Genomic DNA, 12,492 nt, shown 5'->3' on the forward strand with positions numbered 1-12,492 from the left:
GCCATCAAACGACGACTGTCTCTAGCCGATATGTCAGAATTCACTCACAGGGTGGTGATGCGATCCGCGATGGAGTTTGTCGCCCCCGAGAGGGGCGAGGGGGCTGTCGTAGGCACCCCACTCAACAACCATGTCATCTGAACACGAGCAACAGCAATCACGACTCTCTAGCGAGCAGGCGGAGCAACTGAGCGAAGAATCGCGGACAGATCTCGAACTGACGCTCCCTCACAACAGAAGTCAGACTAGCATCGTCTCATTTGTCGAGTGCGCACTCGTCGAACTCACCCACGAAGACGTCGGAGCCGAGTTCGTCTCGACGAGCGTAGCGGGCGTGAAGCGAACACAGTTCATCGCCGTCGACGACGTCGGCCAGCGGTTCCAGAAGCGGTATTTCGACGAGCGTCTCGGCTGGCACGAAACGACAGTCAGCCGTGAAGCGGTTCGTGAGGAGTTGGTCAACCGACTCACACAGCGGTCGTCACTGGGCTGTGGTGTGGGTCAGCATGGCGTCGTTGGCGACCCCGACAAATTCCAGGTGATGCCAGTTCGGAAGCTGCGAGTTCAGGAGTGATGTCTTAACCAACAATAGCATAAGACCATAACGTCTGTTGGTTAAGATTGTGGCCAGTTGGTGGATTCCACCCCGCACAAAGTCAGGAAACTATTCCCCAAAGTAAGAACTATATCCTGTGCCACGCAAGAACAAGTATGTCCAACAGCGAGTCTCCAGACGGCCCGCCTTCCTTCGAGGATGCGTTTCGTGGCGACGATGTTGAGCAACGCATCTACGGGACGATTCTCCAGACTCGTGAGCCGACAACAGCGAGCGCCATCGCCAACGTCGCCGACTGTGACTCGAAAACTGCTCGGAAATATCTGGGCTGGTTCAGTGAACTCGGTATCGTCACGCGCCACGATGGCCATCCAGCCACATACGAGCGCAACGACGCCTACTTCGAGTGGCGGCGAATCAACCAGCTCGCGGCCGACCACTCCGTCGAAGACCTCCAGCAGCACGTTCGGGAACTGAGCTCGCGGATCGAGGAGTACGAGGATACGTATGGTGCTCCGACGCCAGCGGCTGTCGACGCCGTCGCCACTGCAGAATCGAGCGACGACCGAACAATCGATGACGTGTACGGTGACCTCGGCGACTGGGCGACTGCCATCAAGGAGCGAACACGCTACGAACGTGCCCGTCAGCAACGCGCAAGCACTGAAACCGAACAGGTATCCGGGTAGTCACACCGATGGTGCCGCCCACAGGTGACGGCGGAAGCCCCGCCCCTATTGATCGCCCGATACTCGAGTTCCTGCGGACGCGTCTTCAAGCAACGGGTCAGGTCGCAACAGCACGTATCACCGACGCGAGCGGCCATTTCGAACTTCGTGTGACACTCGCGCCATCGTACTATCCGGACTCCGTCGAGGAGACGACTCTGACTGTTCGCTGGTACACGAACGACGACTTCAAAATTCACTACCGGGAGGTTCAGTCAGACCGCTCCTGGGAATGTCGGTGGGATCGTCATCCCAACCCTCACAACACCCGAGACCATTTCCACCCCCCACCGGCTGCCCCTACCCCCGGCGACGATGCTTCATGGCCGACCGACCATCGCGACGTGCTTCGGCTCGTCCTCGACGAAATTGAAGACCGGATAGCGACCCTGTGGAGTGAGTAAGGGATGTCCCAAAGGTGAACTTATATCGCGAACAATTTCGTCACTCCGCTGCGAATTAACCAACACAGAACCATAGCCCCCTTGCACCGTTGGTTAAACACGTAGCAGAGAGCAGTTTGTCCGCGCCTGAGAGGCCGAGGCGCGTAGATTCGCGCCGACGTGATTCCCATGCCCGGTACAGACACACTCGACGATGCATCAGCCGACCACGAACGGTTTGAAGCGGAACTCGTCGCACAGGACCGAGATGCCGCCCGCGTCGCAATAGCGGATATTGACGACGAAAGGGCCCATTCTCTCGTCAACAACCTCGTCGACGACGACGTCGTCATTCCCATCCCCAACGAACGCGTTCTCGTCCACGAACCAAGCGACGAAGCATTCGACTCGATTCTCCAACTCGCACTCTTTCATCGGGGCTGGACTGCCGCTCACGACACCGACGAGGGAGGAGAGTGATGCAACAGACACTTGCTGGCTGTACCTTCTGTGATGCGCTCTCGATGTGAAGTCACGGGGTTACGACCCACAGAAGTTCTGGGTGGCGAAAACCTTCGTGCCGTCATCAACCTCAACGACGGCGATCCCGATGCCTTCCTTGCTGAATCGGTCTCGAAGCAGATTTTCTCGATGCCCCGGCGAGTTCATCCACTGCGTCACAATCCCTTCAGCGAGGGCCTTGTTCGTATCGTAATACTGTTCGCCGTCGTCGGTTTGGACGTGTTCTTTGTACCACGTTTGCGCGATGTTCTCCCCACTGAGTCGACAGTCGATACCGAACTGCTCGTAGCGATCTTCCATTGTCTCACCACTTGGAGAGTCGTGCGCGAAATACCCGTCCTCAGCCATATCCTCAGAATGGGAGACAGCGACTTCCTGCAAGTCTGCGCTGTACTGGAGGGTACTGACGCCTTCTTCGGACCGCCGTGCGTTCACGGCGTCGTGAACGAACTCTTGAACCCGTTGAGCGTCGAGGTCTTCCCCGAATAATCCCTCACCATCACTGCCAGTTTCGCTTGCTTCGGTCGTCAACGTCGATGCACCACCGCTGGTCTCACCGCCCTGTCCGCCAGTATTGAGATTCGGGATGTCGACACCAGAGAGATTGATCGGGGAGTCGATCACGCCGGTTTGGACGGCGCCGATGGCACCGAGAAGTGTTGTGAAGAGACCACCGATGATTCGACGACGAGTCACCACTGGCGACTTCGAGCCTGCTTCGTCGAACGAGGGCTTCTCTGGGGTCTGGTGCGACCGGGGTTTAATGCTCCCATCGGCATTGACATCAGGTCCCCTCATACCCGTTTTTTCGGGGGTCTTCCCAGCTGCTCTCGACGACCCCGAGGCATGCCGTGTTCGAGAGGGGCGGCTCTGGCCTGTTTTCTTTGACTGCCCGAACGTGGGTTTCGGAGGCGTCCGTGACCTGCTTGGTCGCCGCGAAGAGGATTTGCGAGTTGAGTCGGTGGATTGTTTTTGGTAGTAGAGGCCGGGGCAGTCGTGTTTTTCGGGGAGTCGGTGGTCGCCACAGACTCGTTCGCGACAGTAGTTACAGCGGGTGCTGAGTCCTTCTTCTTCGAGACTCGTCCCGCAGTAGTGGCATTCCCTCGCTCCCATATTGATACAGAGAATGTAGTCTTCTTTGATATGAATGTTCGGTTGAGAGAGACCGCAATTGATCCTGGCCTGTAGTCACCGAAAGAGAAACTGATGACTTACAGACGCTGCTATAGGAGACGCTCTCGTTTCGAGGACTAGCGATTCTGACTGGAGGTCAGTTCGGGGAGAGTCTCGGAGAAGAGGGTATCAAGTATTTCCCACAGAATTTCTGAAGGGACGTTCGCCTCTATCTCCGCTGGTCTATGATGTGCCCCCTCGGAGTCTGCTCGAGAGTATTGGAAGTGAACTGGACCGAGGTCTGGGTGGTCATCGTCACGATGCCACCCACAACTGAGTCCTGTATTCGGATCTGCGTAGTGAATGCGATACTGTTGTCCCTCTTTATCGAATCGCCACTCGACATCGAGAGTTGGTGACTGTGGGCCAGTCGGAGGGCTAACCCGGTCGGAGTCTATTGTCGCACGTATCGAGGTCTTGATGATGCTATCGGGTTCGTACGTGACTGCAGTGACAGTGGGGTATCGTTGGAGGATGTCTTTCAATTCCCGGTAGACTTGCCTATCGATGTCGCCTGAGAGCCCCATATATTCACGCCGAGATGGGGTCTGAGTCGTCAGCCCAATCGTATTCGTTGAGTGCGGCTCTCACTACTGGGATGCGGTTGGTGAGGTGTTCCCATTCTTTCGCGATGTCACGCCGAGTCTCACTCTCTGCTGCATTCTCAACGTCTGCGATGCTTGCTCTGAGTTCTCCGGGTGTCTCCACGCCGTACGTTTGTTTCCAGTCTGTGATTTTATTCCGCATGGTCTCGAGGGCATCGGTGAGTTCTTCGCGGGAGTGGGCTCGCTGGAGTTCTGCTACCTCTCGGTATTTCGCCATGAGTTGATCGATGCAGTACAGCGTTTGGTCTCCTTGGTCGGTTTTTCGAAGGACGTTGTCCTCGACGAGCTGGTCAAGGTATTTCTGAGCGGTTTTCGTGGAGACGCCTGTTTCGTCGGCTACCCAAGACGCTGACCGAAGGTGGTGGAGTGTTCGACCGGCACTCCGGACTCGTTCTCCTCGTGTCCGATTGTCGCGGTTCTCCTCTTCGTTGGCTGGCATACCAAGACCTACGAACTGTTGGAACATATATTCACTAGGTCGAAGAAATAGTCTAGAATGGAGATTGATATTTGATAGGACCTGTGCGACGCCGAGAGGCTCAAACTTCTTCAGTCTGTCTCTCCTTCCAGTTCTTCTAACATGTCTCTGTAGACTTGAAGTGGCCTCACATCTACCTCGTTAGTCTCGATGACGCTTTTGAGGAAACCCCACCGGGACATGGATACGCCCTGTCGACTCAGGAAGGCTGCTTGTACCGGTGGTGGACACTCTCCCTCTTCGCCTGGGGAGTAGTCAACGACAGTGAGGCTGTGTGCGTCAACGCTGAGGACTCCGTTTGACTCATTGACCGAAAGTATGACCACTGCTTCCTCCCAGCCGTCGGTTTCAGGCGTAATACCTTCAACCTCGCAGTTCTGACACCGAGCGGCGTCAAGTGACCATCCATCTGGAAGGTCCACCAGTAATTCTAAGTGCGCCATATCATGTATTCTGGCGATATCATACATGACTGGCTCCTCGATGGACATCTTAGTATTGCAGAAGTCACAGTAGAATGAACCACGTCGTCCCACCTCTTCGCCATGAAGGTCGTGCTTTACTTGCTGTTTGTTTAATTTGGAGGATGCGCCAGACATATAGCACAGATATATAATCTTAATATAAATTTCTATTGGAGGTGTATGTTGGTGATCGGTTGGAAGGTACCCCGATGAGGATGCTGATCATCGTCCTAGGAGATATTCAAGAACTCCTGCTGGGAGATAGGGGGATGCCGCGACCGAGGAGTCGGACGCTTGCGAGGTCGGGAGACGTTCACGGCGCTTCGCGCGGTGAGGTCGGGAAACGGAGCCTCCCGATGATCGAGACGCTCTCACCCTTTGGCTGATTGACCGCAATACTCTTTACTAATTCTCTGTAAACTGTAAACACCTCGTTGCCCATGTCACGCACCTCAAACCGAACCAACGGCGATGTCATCCGAGACTTCCTCTCGGTCGCCGATCTCCTCGAAGAGCCACAGCTCGCCCAGCTGTATACGTACCTCGCTCGGGAGAGAGAAGCGACCGTCCAGGACGTGATGGACAACCTCGAACTTGCCCAGGGGACAGCCTACAGCTACGTCAACCGGCTCGTCGACGCCGGCGTCGTCGACGTCACTGACGATGAGCAGCCCCGCCGGTACGCCGCCCGGGCAATCGACCTGACTGTGACGACGGCCGCCGGCGACCGCGAGTATACGATCACGCCGGCGCTCATCGACGCCGTCGGCCGCCGTGAGACGAATGACGATATCGACACGTACATTGACCGGCACGGCGTCGCCGGCCTCGCAACGGCGCTCACCTACGCCGTCGCCCGGGAACGCGGTGAGGTGACCCACCGGCTGATGGCCGAGGATCTCGATATTTCGCCGCTGGCCGCAGAGATGATCCTGCAAGCGCTCCGGCCCATCGTCCACGAGCACCATGACATCGAGGAAACAGGGGCGGGACTCGACGGACTGGACATCGACGACGATGCAGCTGACGACGCGTGAGCGCGCTCCACATCGCCGACACTGGCCTGTTCGTGGCGATGGGGCAGCCCTCGAATAGCCGCTACCAGGCTGTTCGGCGATTCGCTCGCCGGAACGACATCACCTTCGTCCTCCCTGAACGGGTATACGAGGAGCTGACCGTCAACGACCCCGACATCGAGGCACCACCCGTCGACGCCGCGATTAACGAGAGGTGGACGACAGTCGCGACGCCGCTTGAGTTTTCGGAGCCCATCGTCTCGCGGGCGATGGACGGCGTCCAGCGATACATCGCGAACGCCGACGACCGGCCCGCAGATGAGGTTGAGCGGGCGGACGCCGCGCTCGCAGCCATAGCTGCCCAGCACCTCAGTACGGGGACGGCGACCGAGGTGTACATCTATACGACCGATATCGCAGCCGGTGAGGGAGCCGAAGCTGTGCTCGGGAGTGAGGGCTACGGGGATTCAGTGACGTTCGTGAACGGCTTCCGGTTCATCGAGGACTTGGTCACTGGAGACAGCTGACGCTAGTCTGCGTCAAGAGTACGAGCGTCGAGTTCGCCGGCGAGGTACTGCTCTCCCTCTCGCGTGATATCGTAGACACCGTTGCCGAGGGAGACGACGAGACCGTATGCGACCAACGTCTTGCAGCGGGCATTGATGGGCATGATGGTGATGTCACTAATCCGCCGGTATGAGGAGTCAGTTCCAGATAGTGAGTAGGACGAGTCGAGAGGGACATATACTACGCAACCTTCCCCTGTCTGGTGTCGAGAGAACCTTAAAAACACTACCAGTCTATTGGGTAGTTATACTTCCACCACGGTTAGCTTTCATTTTTGTGTACACACTCCATATGACCTCTATGAGCGAAGATTCGAACACTGGATCAGGTAGCGATTCCTCGGACAAATCTTCCGAGCAGAGCTCAGACTCCGAGCAGTTAGCCGCGAGTAAAGATACGAGTGACAACAGACAGCAAGAGAACACTCACAGCGCCCAGAAATCGAATAGCAAAGACCGACACCATGCTGCGAACTCAGCGCAGAAATCCTCTGACCGAACTGCCGAAAAGGGAGGTAGCAAAGACCCGTCTGACAGTCAAGCCCCGACAGCAGAGGGGGAGAGTATCCCGAGCAGCGTTGATGCTGAAGTCCCACCCAATACGGAGAATGCTGGAAACGAGTCAGATAACAGTGACACCAACAGCTCAGGAGACGAATAACGACTTCCAATGGCAGTCTCAAGCGGCACTGCTGTCTTCTATACGGTTCTAATAGCCCCAGGATTCATCGCGGTAATGATCGGTATCAGTCTCTCCGCGATGGAACAAAGCCTATCACAGTTTGTTCTTCTAATTTGGAGTCTCGTCACAAGCTTGTTCATCGACATCGCATTCCTCTGGAGCTATCAGGTGATATATGGACCAATAACGTCACTTAACGAATTAACTGGTATTCTGTTCAACCCTAGCCTTAAACTGGATTATCTCTTGATAGTCTTCCTCACCTCCGTTGCTGTTGGTGGGCTCTACGCTCTTGGCTTTCTTACTGATGTTCCAGGTCGGTTTCGAAAGACACTGCAGAGGAACTCCTACGTCACATATAATCCACGCCAACCCTGGGAGAATTTCATGCGTGACGCAAAGAATATTCGAATTAAGACTCAAGACGACCAGCTGTATGCGGGTGACGTTTCGGAATGGAGTCGAGCAGGTCGACGACGTGAAGTCCGTATCGAGAACCCACATAGGTATCAACCGAAGATCAGTGATTACGAGTCAGTTGGCCGTGATGATATGCTGTTTCTTGGTGGTGACATTGACCGAGTACTGATGAGAGAGAAAGACGAAATGGTACAGAAAGGAGAAGATGACGAATAAAATTCCTACTGTCGCTTGATTGTCATCTGCTGTTCAAAGATTAGCGACGCGACCAGAGAACGGGGACGTTCCTCCTACTTAGATGGCAGTGATGATGATCAACAGCCCCCATAACACGATCCCGGTCATGCGCCCGACCGTTCCTGTGAGTCTGAGCACTCCAAGAGCGATCATCCCGAGTGGGAGGGCGAGTTTGGTGGTTCCTCGCGCCACGTTCAAAGAGTGTTGAACGCCGAAGGATTTCAAGACACCACCTCAACTGCATAGCAGGCACGACACTCACACTACCGGTAGATTCGTTATACTAGATGGTTTCTAATAGGTAATGACGAACAACCAGAGTAATGAGGAGCAAAATCAAAGATACAACGAACCAGAGCTTCGACGAGACTTCTTCCTGCTCTTTCTAGTACCAACAGTAGTGCTGACGATTATCTATCTGCACCCACAAAGCGAGCAGATCTTAGAGTACAAAGCCCGTAACCCGACGATTCTCAGTATTCTCGGATCAAACCTGGCTCATCGAACTAACGGACACATCATTGGTAACCTCATGGGGTATTGGTTACTCGGCGGAACTGCCTATCTCCTGCTTCGAGAAGCGGATTCTACACGCATTTATCGGTACGCGTTCGTTGCGTACCTTCTGGTTCTGCCGTTCTTCGCTAGCGAAACGATCCTCTTCATGTTTGCCGATAGACCAGAAATCGTCGCTAAATACGAGAGTGTAGGGTTCTCTCTAACGGTCGGAGCGATAACCGGACTTCTAGCGGTAGCGATAGCGAAGTACTATGTCGAAATTATTGATGATGGCTTTCCGTGGATACCGTCGCTTGGACTATTCGTTCTCGGGTTTTCCCTTGCGTTCTACAATCTCAACGCGGTGAGCAACACAACACTGTTCTTCACAGTTATCGGGCTTGCGATACTCCTGTATATGGCGTACCGTCTTAGAAACTCTTTCGAGACTTATGCAAACCAAAGAATTGTGCGTCTGGTAGGCGCAATTGCGGTATTCGTGTTCGGTCTTCTATCTCTCTTTCCGGCGTCTGCTCCAACCGGAATCTATGCACACATGGCTGGGTATGTGTGGGGATACTTCCTCCCTTTGGGAGGGATCTTCGTTACCACGGTGTATCAAGTGGTCCACGCCCGTTTGATGAGTTCTCCCTCATAGACTGTGTTTTGCCAGTTATCCCACTCGCCGATTGTAACCCGGGACACGTCATCATCGCTACTTACGAGCGTCAGATTTGATGCCCCGTCGTCGAACCGTTACTCGAAATTCATCCAAACAGAATTAGATTCTTACCAGAATTTACTTGTGTTTTTGAATCCAGTACTATCAATCACCCGATTCACATGGCGCGAGAGGCACGGTGTACTTGGGAAATGACCGATGATTCAGGTGAGAACACCGAGGACCCGAATGCATCTTCTCAGAGAGAACTGATGTATCCGTTCCCTCCCCTCTCCTACTACGAACGCAAATCAACCGATCGTCCACCTCAACCAGTTCCAGAGTTTCTCAACGCGAACTACCAGTACCTCACCATCGCTGGTGTATTCGCCGCGCTCGTCGCATATCTCTCTCGAATTACTCTTGTCTATCCTCAGCCCAAACTCGCCGGGATGCTCGGTGCAGCAATCATGTTCGCTATCGCATTCCTGGTTGTCATCAACAACGCAGTGATAGAAGCATCAAGAGCGTACAAACACGAATCATTTCTGAATATATCGAGTTATGTCACAATAGCGATAGCGATGTTCCTGATCGGGTCTTCCTTGACCTCATTCTTCAATTCGCAGCAATCAGCGACAGTAGATGCCCTTGACAGTCTTGTCGGGATGGTTCTAATATTCCTGATTATTGCATTTATTCGTGGGAAGTTCACTACCCCATGGGAACTAGACCCGTCTGAAAGGGATGGGAGTGCTTTTGGCCGATTCACAAGACCAATCGCCGCATATGCTCAGTACATTGGTGGCGCTGTGGGTTGGATCTACTTTGTCGGACCGAGACAGTGGGTTGAACTGATTGGGCTGCCTGCTCGCCCGAGCACTTTACCGCCAGATGGCCTAACGCTGAATATTCTCTTTGCGACGATATCTCTGATTATTCTGACGGCAGTGATTATTGTTCTCGCGGTAGTCTCTCACTACCTCTACGAGGTGTTGGCCGAGCGTGTCGAGGCATTTCGTTCTCGATTGAAGGGATGGCCGTGATGAAGGAGCCAGACGGCAGCGTCTGGGTCGTACGCACCCACACCGACGGGCAACGCATCTTCGCGGAGAAACGAGACGACGAAGAAGCGGCATTTGATCTCGCTCTTGAGCAGTCAGTCGATGGAGACGTCTACCGACGACCCTGACCGATTACTCGTCTACTTCAAATTCGAACCTGCAGTAGACGAATCGGGGTGGGTTGTTGTTGAGGAAGAGCCGCAGTATTGAATCGTTCCTTTACTTACGGAGAATTTCTAGCACATCTTCTTTCTGGGCATTCAATCCATCTATTTGCCGTTTCAAACGCCCGCTAAACTGCGCAATATCTCTTTTCTGCTCACCAGACTCAAACGCCTCCGTAACACTCGCAACAGTCCGCTGAACCTTGTGAACGTCATTGTAGTACGTAATTACCTCGTCAATGTCGGAAACATCTAACACCCCAATCTTGTCAAGATTCGAATCGTAAACGTTACTTGAGAGATCTATCTCAGAGAGTTCATCTAACTCAGTCACATATGGACGTGCGAGCATACCAGCGCCCTCGTGCAAAATCTTCTTCTTTCGTTCCTCTGAGAGATCCTCAAATAGGTCTTCATCTCCTGCCTGTCTCAGTCCCTCTCTCACTCCGGTTTGGATGTTGTTCTCACGATCTTCTTTTGAACCGAGGGCTTCTAGTTTCTCTGCGAACGCATCTAGGGCTGCAATGTCCATTGAGTCGATCTCTGCGATGAGTGCTTGTCGCAGGCGTTGTTCTTCGGCTGCTTGTTGGCGGTTATGAAGCCAGTAGGTACCGCCGAGGCTGGCGAGAGCACCAATGGTTGCACCGACGAGAGAAGAGCCGCCTATCCAAATAGCCGATTCTGCGACCATGTGTTTTCACCATTTAGTCCACTGTCATGAAGACTGGTGTTTGGGAGAACCAACCTAACTTTCACGAGTCTCAGCTGAAATAGCCAGTGAGTGGTGTGTGTCACGCCGTATCTGTTGATTCGGACGTGACGACAACGGAATTGTACAGCGCCCCGGCACCATCAGAGCCAAAGACACCGCATAGATCCCGATTATGAGCACGGGATCAACCGGGATATCAGCTAGAGTCTCGGCGATGACCGGGAGGAGAACTAGCACGGTCGCTGCGAGTGCAGCGCGGCCAGCACGTGTGACGCGCTCCTGGCGCCCTGCGTAACCTCGTCGGCGTTCAGGAAGCCGGCGACGCCGACACATGGTACAAGAAGCTCTCGGGTGGACAGCAACGCGGGCCTGCGTCGGCATCACGATCGTCAACGATCCGGATGTGCTCTTTCTCGACGAACCCACCACCGGTATCGACCCGATGGGCCGCCACAGTCTTTGGCGGGTCGTCGAACGGGTGGCGGGCACGACCGTGGTGCTCACGAGCCACTCGATGGAGGAGTCGAGCGCTTCTCTGACCGTGTTGCACTCATGGACGACAGCCACGTCGTCGCTACGGGATCACCCGACGGGCTCATCGAACAGTACGGCGGGCAGCCCCGACTTGTGGTTCGGACCGAAGCCGACGCCGAATCGCTGCTGGAGATAGGCTACCAGATTGCGGAGCGCGCCAACGAACTATTTGTCTACGGTATCGGCGCCGCAGAGATCGCCGACGCCGTCAAGGCGTTCAAACAGTTGGTTATCTCATCCGATGGGGACATCGCCGTCCGGTTTACTGTCGAAGGGATTCCGATCGATGTCTCACCGGCGGTGTAGACATCATCGTCGAGGATGAGTTCGAGTGCGTCGGCGAATAACGACGTTTGTTACGGAAATAGAGAGTGCTCTCGAAAGCCCTCGGCCACTCGACGTCCTGCGACCACGCGAGACGTAGTCTCTCTTGCACTCGTTCGCTCTGCTCATGGGAACCCCACTGCGCGCCTTGTGCCTGCGGTGCTTGCGGGGTCGGGGGACAACCGAGACGGCCTCGCCCTTTCTGAGTCCGCCAGGATGTCGGCTGTGTTACCGAGCGTTGAGGGTGATTGAACGGTGTTTCTCTACGGCCCGCCCCGCTCGCCGCTGCCGCCCTCCGCGTCGCTCGCGACCGACCATTCCGGGCATGCGGGCGCTCTCCGCAACGCCCGCGCCCGTTCCGGGCTAAAATGAATGTGCCCTCGACGCCAGCGGGTATCCCCGTCGGTTGCGCCCCTTGCGGGCTTTCGCGTTCCAGCGCTTTGTGCCGCCTGCGCTGTCGCGCGCCACACAGCGGCGCGCGTTCTCGGCGACAGTCGCCCTGGACACGGACCCGCACATCGGGCCGGACACGACCGGGCATATCCCGCTGGCCGCTCGCTCCGGGCGGGTCGGCGCGCGGTGCTGGTTGGGTGGCCTCCCTATGGCGCGCTCTCGCTCGCACCCCAGGGGGCGCTCGCGAAGGCGCGAGCGAGAGCGCGCAGATGGTTCTGTCGGTCGGTGTCGTCGAAGAACCGCGATGTAGTA

The 12,492-nt window shown here is 55.3% G+C and carries 16 protein-coding genes and 1 pseudogene; 12 read left to right on the top strand and 5 right to left on the bottom strand.

Annotated elements, in window-relative coordinates:
• Nucleotides 1–130: 130 nt before the first annotated feature.
• From NDI79_RS21050 to NDI79_RS21060, 4 genes are all read left to right on the top strand, one after another.
• A complete protein-coding gene (locus NDI79_RS21050) occupies nt 131–574 on the top strand; it encodes a DUF8030 family protein (protein ID WP_310930653.1) in 444 nt (147 codons plus the stop codon).
• Between the two features lie 137 nt (nt 575–711).
• Nucleotides 712–1,245, top strand: a complete 534-nt coding sequence (locus NDI79_RS21055; protein ID WP_310930654.1) for a DUF7342 family protein — start codon at nt 712–714, stop codon at nt 1,243–1,245.
• 8 nt (nt 1,246–1,253) lie between these two features.
• On the top strand, nt 1,254–1,688 hold the full coding sequence (locus NDI79_RS23680; protein ID WP_425499644.1) for a toxin-antitoxin system TumE family protein: 435 nt from the start codon (nt 1,254–1,256) through the stop codon (nt 1,686–1,688).
• Between the two features lie 168 nt (nt 1,689–1,856).
• A complete protein-coding gene (locus NDI79_RS21060) occupies nt 1,857–2,147 on the top strand; it encodes a DUF8069 family protein (RefSeq protein WP_310926376.1) in 291 nt (96 codons plus the stop codon).
• Nucleotides 2,148–2,207: 60 nt separating this feature from the next.
• Here NDI79_RS21060 and NDI79_RS21065 read toward each other — a convergent pair whose 3' ends face one another.
• From NDI79_RS21065 to NDI79_RS21075, 3 genes are all read right to left on the bottom strand, one after another.
• Nucleotides 2,208–3,302, bottom strand: coding sequence for a CAP domain-containing protein (locus NDI79_RS21065; RefSeq protein ID WP_310930655.1), 1,095 nt, complete (start codon nt 3,300–3,302; stop codon nt 2,208–2,210).
• A gap of 591 nt (nt 3,303–3,893) precedes the next feature.
• On the bottom strand, nt 3,894–4,406 hold the full coding sequence (locus NDI79_RS21070) for a DUF7342 family protein (protein ID WP_310930656.1): 513 nt from the start codon (nt 4,404–4,406) through the stop codon (nt 3,894–3,896).
• 110 nt (nt 4,407–4,516) lie between these two features.
• Complete coding sequence (locus NDI79_RS21075; protein ID WP_310930657.1) at nt 4,517–5,044, bottom strand: hypothetical protein; 528 nt, start codon at nt 5,042–5,044, stop codon at nt 4,517–4,519.
• 74 nt (nt 5,045–5,118) lie between these two features.
• Between NDI79_RS21075 and NDI79_RS21080 the strand changes: the two genes are divergently transcribed.
• The 3 genes from NDI79_RS21080 to NDI79_RS21090 are packed head-to-tail and all read left to right on the top strand — an operon-like array spanning nt 5,119 to nt 6,452.
• Nucleotides 5,119–5,295 (top strand): hypothetical protein, encoded by a 177-nt coding sequence (locus NDI79_RS21080; RefSeq protein WP_310930658.1) that lies wholly within the window; start codon nt 5,119–5,121, stop codon nt 5,293–5,295.
• A 54-nt stretch (nt 5,296–5,349) separates the two neighbouring features.
• Nucleotides 5,350–5,946: a DUF7437 domain-containing protein gene (locus NDI79_RS21085; protein WP_310930659.1), complete on the top strand. Its 597-nt coding sequence runs from the start codon at nt 5,350–5,352 to the stop codon at nt 5,944–5,946.
• Nucleotides 5,943–6,452: a PIN domain-containing protein gene (locus NDI79_RS21090; protein ID WP_310930660.1), complete on the top strand. Its 510-nt coding sequence runs from the start codon at nt 5,943–5,945 to the stop codon at nt 6,450–6,452. Before NDI79_RS21085 ends, NDI79_RS21090 begins: the two co-directional genes overlap by 4 nt.
• A 2-nt stretch (nt 6,453–6,454) precedes the next feature.
• Here NDI79_RS21090 and NDI79_RS21095 read toward each other — a convergent pair.
• Nucleotides 6,455–6,589, bottom strand: a pseudogene (locus tag NDI79_RS21095) (MarR family transcriptional regulator); the annotation flags it as partial.
• A gap of 572 nt (nt 6,590–7,161) precedes the next feature.
• Here NDI79_RS21095 and NDI79_RS21100 point away from each other — a divergent pair.
• The 4 genes from NDI79_RS21100 (at nt 7,162) to NDI79_RS21115 (ending at nt 10,181) form a co-directional block, all read left to right on the top strand.
• Complete coding sequence (locus tag NDI79_RS21100) at nt 7,162–7,809, top strand: DUF6338 family protein (RefSeq protein WP_310930662.1); 648 nt, start codon at nt 7,162–7,164, stop codon at nt 7,807–7,809.
• Nucleotides 7,810–8,134: 325 nt separating this feature from the next.
• Nucleotides 8,135–8,986 (top strand): hypothetical protein, encoded by an 852-nt coding sequence (locus NDI79_RS21105; protein ID WP_310930663.1) that lies wholly within the window; start codon nt 8,135–8,137, stop codon nt 8,984–8,986.
• 215 nt (nt 8,987–9,201) lie between these two features.
• Complete coding sequence (locus NDI79_RS21110; RefSeq protein ID WP_310930664.1) at nt 9,202–10,035, top strand: hypothetical protein; 834 nt, start codon at nt 9,202–9,204, stop codon at nt 10,033–10,035.
• Complete coding sequence (locus NDI79_RS21115; protein WP_310930665.1) at nt 10,035–10,181, top strand: hypothetical protein; 147 nt, start codon at nt 10,035–10,037, stop codon at nt 10,179–10,181. The genes NDI79_RS21110 and NDI79_RS21115 overlap by 1 nt, the downstream gene beginning before the upstream one ends.
• Nucleotides 10,182–10,272: 91 nt before the next feature.
• On the opposite strand, the gene NDI79_RS21120 is transcribed toward NDI79_RS21115, so the two are convergent.
• Nucleotides 10,273–10,908 (bottom strand): hypothetical protein, encoded by a 636-nt coding sequence (locus NDI79_RS21120; protein WP_310930666.1) that lies wholly within the window; start codon nt 10,906–10,908, stop codon nt 10,273–10,275.
• A 573-nt stretch (nt 10,909–11,481) separates the two neighbouring features.
• Between NDI79_RS21120 and NDI79_RS21125 the strand changes: the two genes are divergently transcribed.
• On the top strand, nt 11,482–11,769 hold the full coding sequence (locus tag NDI79_RS21125; RefSeq protein WP_310930667.1) for a hypothetical protein: 288 nt from the start codon (nt 11,482–11,484) through the stop codon (nt 11,767–11,769).
• The last annotated feature ends 723 nt before the right edge of the window (nt 11,770–12,492 follow it).

The sequence above is a fragment of the Halogeometricum sp. S3BR5-2 genome, from assembly GCF_031624635.1.
GTDB classification, from domain to species: domain Archaea; phylum Halobacteriota; class Halobacteria; order Halobacteriales; family Haloferacaceae; genus Halogeometricum; species Halogeometricum luteum.

Excerpts from the sequence above, each read along its gene's own strand:
- NDI79_RS21050 (WP_310930653.1), top strand. The coding sequence starts at position 131 with ATGTCATCTGAACACGAGCAACAGCAATCACGACTCTCTAGCGAGCAG.
- NDI79_RS21055 (WP_310930654.1), top strand. The coding sequence starts at position 712 with ATGTCCAACAGCGAGTCTCCAGACGGCCCGCCTTCCTTCGAGGATGCG.
- NDI79_RS23680 (WP_425499644.1), top strand. The coding sequence starts at position 1,254 with ATGGTGCCGCCCACAGGTGACGGCGGAAGCCCCGCCCCTATTGATCGC.
- NDI79_RS21060 (WP_310926376.1), top strand. The coding sequence starts at position 1,857 with ATGCCCGGTACAGACACACTCGACGATGCATCAGCCGACCACGAACGG.
- NDI79_RS21065 (WP_310930655.1), bottom strand. The coding sequence starts at position 3,302 with ATGGGAGCGAGGGAATGCCACTACTGCGGGACGAGTCTCGAAGAAGAA.
- NDI79_RS21070 (WP_310930656.1), bottom strand. The coding sequence starts at position 4,406 with ATGCCAGCCAACGAAGAGGAGAACCGCGACAATCGGACACGAGGAGAA.
- NDI79_RS21075 (WP_310930657.1), bottom strand. The coding sequence starts at position 5,044 with ATGTCTGGCGCATCCTCCAAATTAAACAAACAGCAAGTAAAGCACGAC.
- NDI79_RS21080 (WP_310930658.1), top strand. The coding sequence starts at position 5,119 with ATGAGGATGCTGATCATCGTCCTAGGAGATATTCAAGAACTCCTGCTG.
- NDI79_RS21085 (WP_310930659.1), top strand. The coding sequence starts at position 5,350 with ATGTCACGCACCTCAAACCGAACCAACGGCGATGTCATCCGAGACTTC.
- NDI79_RS21100 (WP_310930662.1), top strand. The coding sequence starts at position 7,162 with ATGGCAGTCTCAAGCGGCACTGCTGTCTTCTATACGGTTCTAATAGCC.
- NDI79_RS21105 (WP_310930663.1), top strand. The coding sequence starts at position 8,135 with ATGACGAACAACCAGAGTAATGAGGAGCAAAATCAAAGATACAACGAA.
- NDI79_RS21110 (WP_310930664.1), top strand. The coding sequence starts at position 9,202 with ATGACCGATGATTCAGGTGAGAACACCGAGGACCCGAATGCATCTTCT.
- NDI79_RS21115 (WP_310930665.1), top strand. The coding sequence starts at position 10,035 with ATGAAGGAGCCAGACGGCAGCGTCTGGGTCGTACGCACCCACACCGAC.
- NDI79_RS21120 (WP_310930666.1), bottom strand. The coding sequence starts at position 10,908 with ATGGTCGCAGAATCGGCTATTTGGATAGGCGGCTCTTCTCTCGTCGGT.
- NDI79_RS21125 (WP_310930667.1), top strand. The coding sequence starts at position 11,482 with ATGGACGACAGCCACGTCGTCGCTACGGGATCACCCGACGGGCTCATC.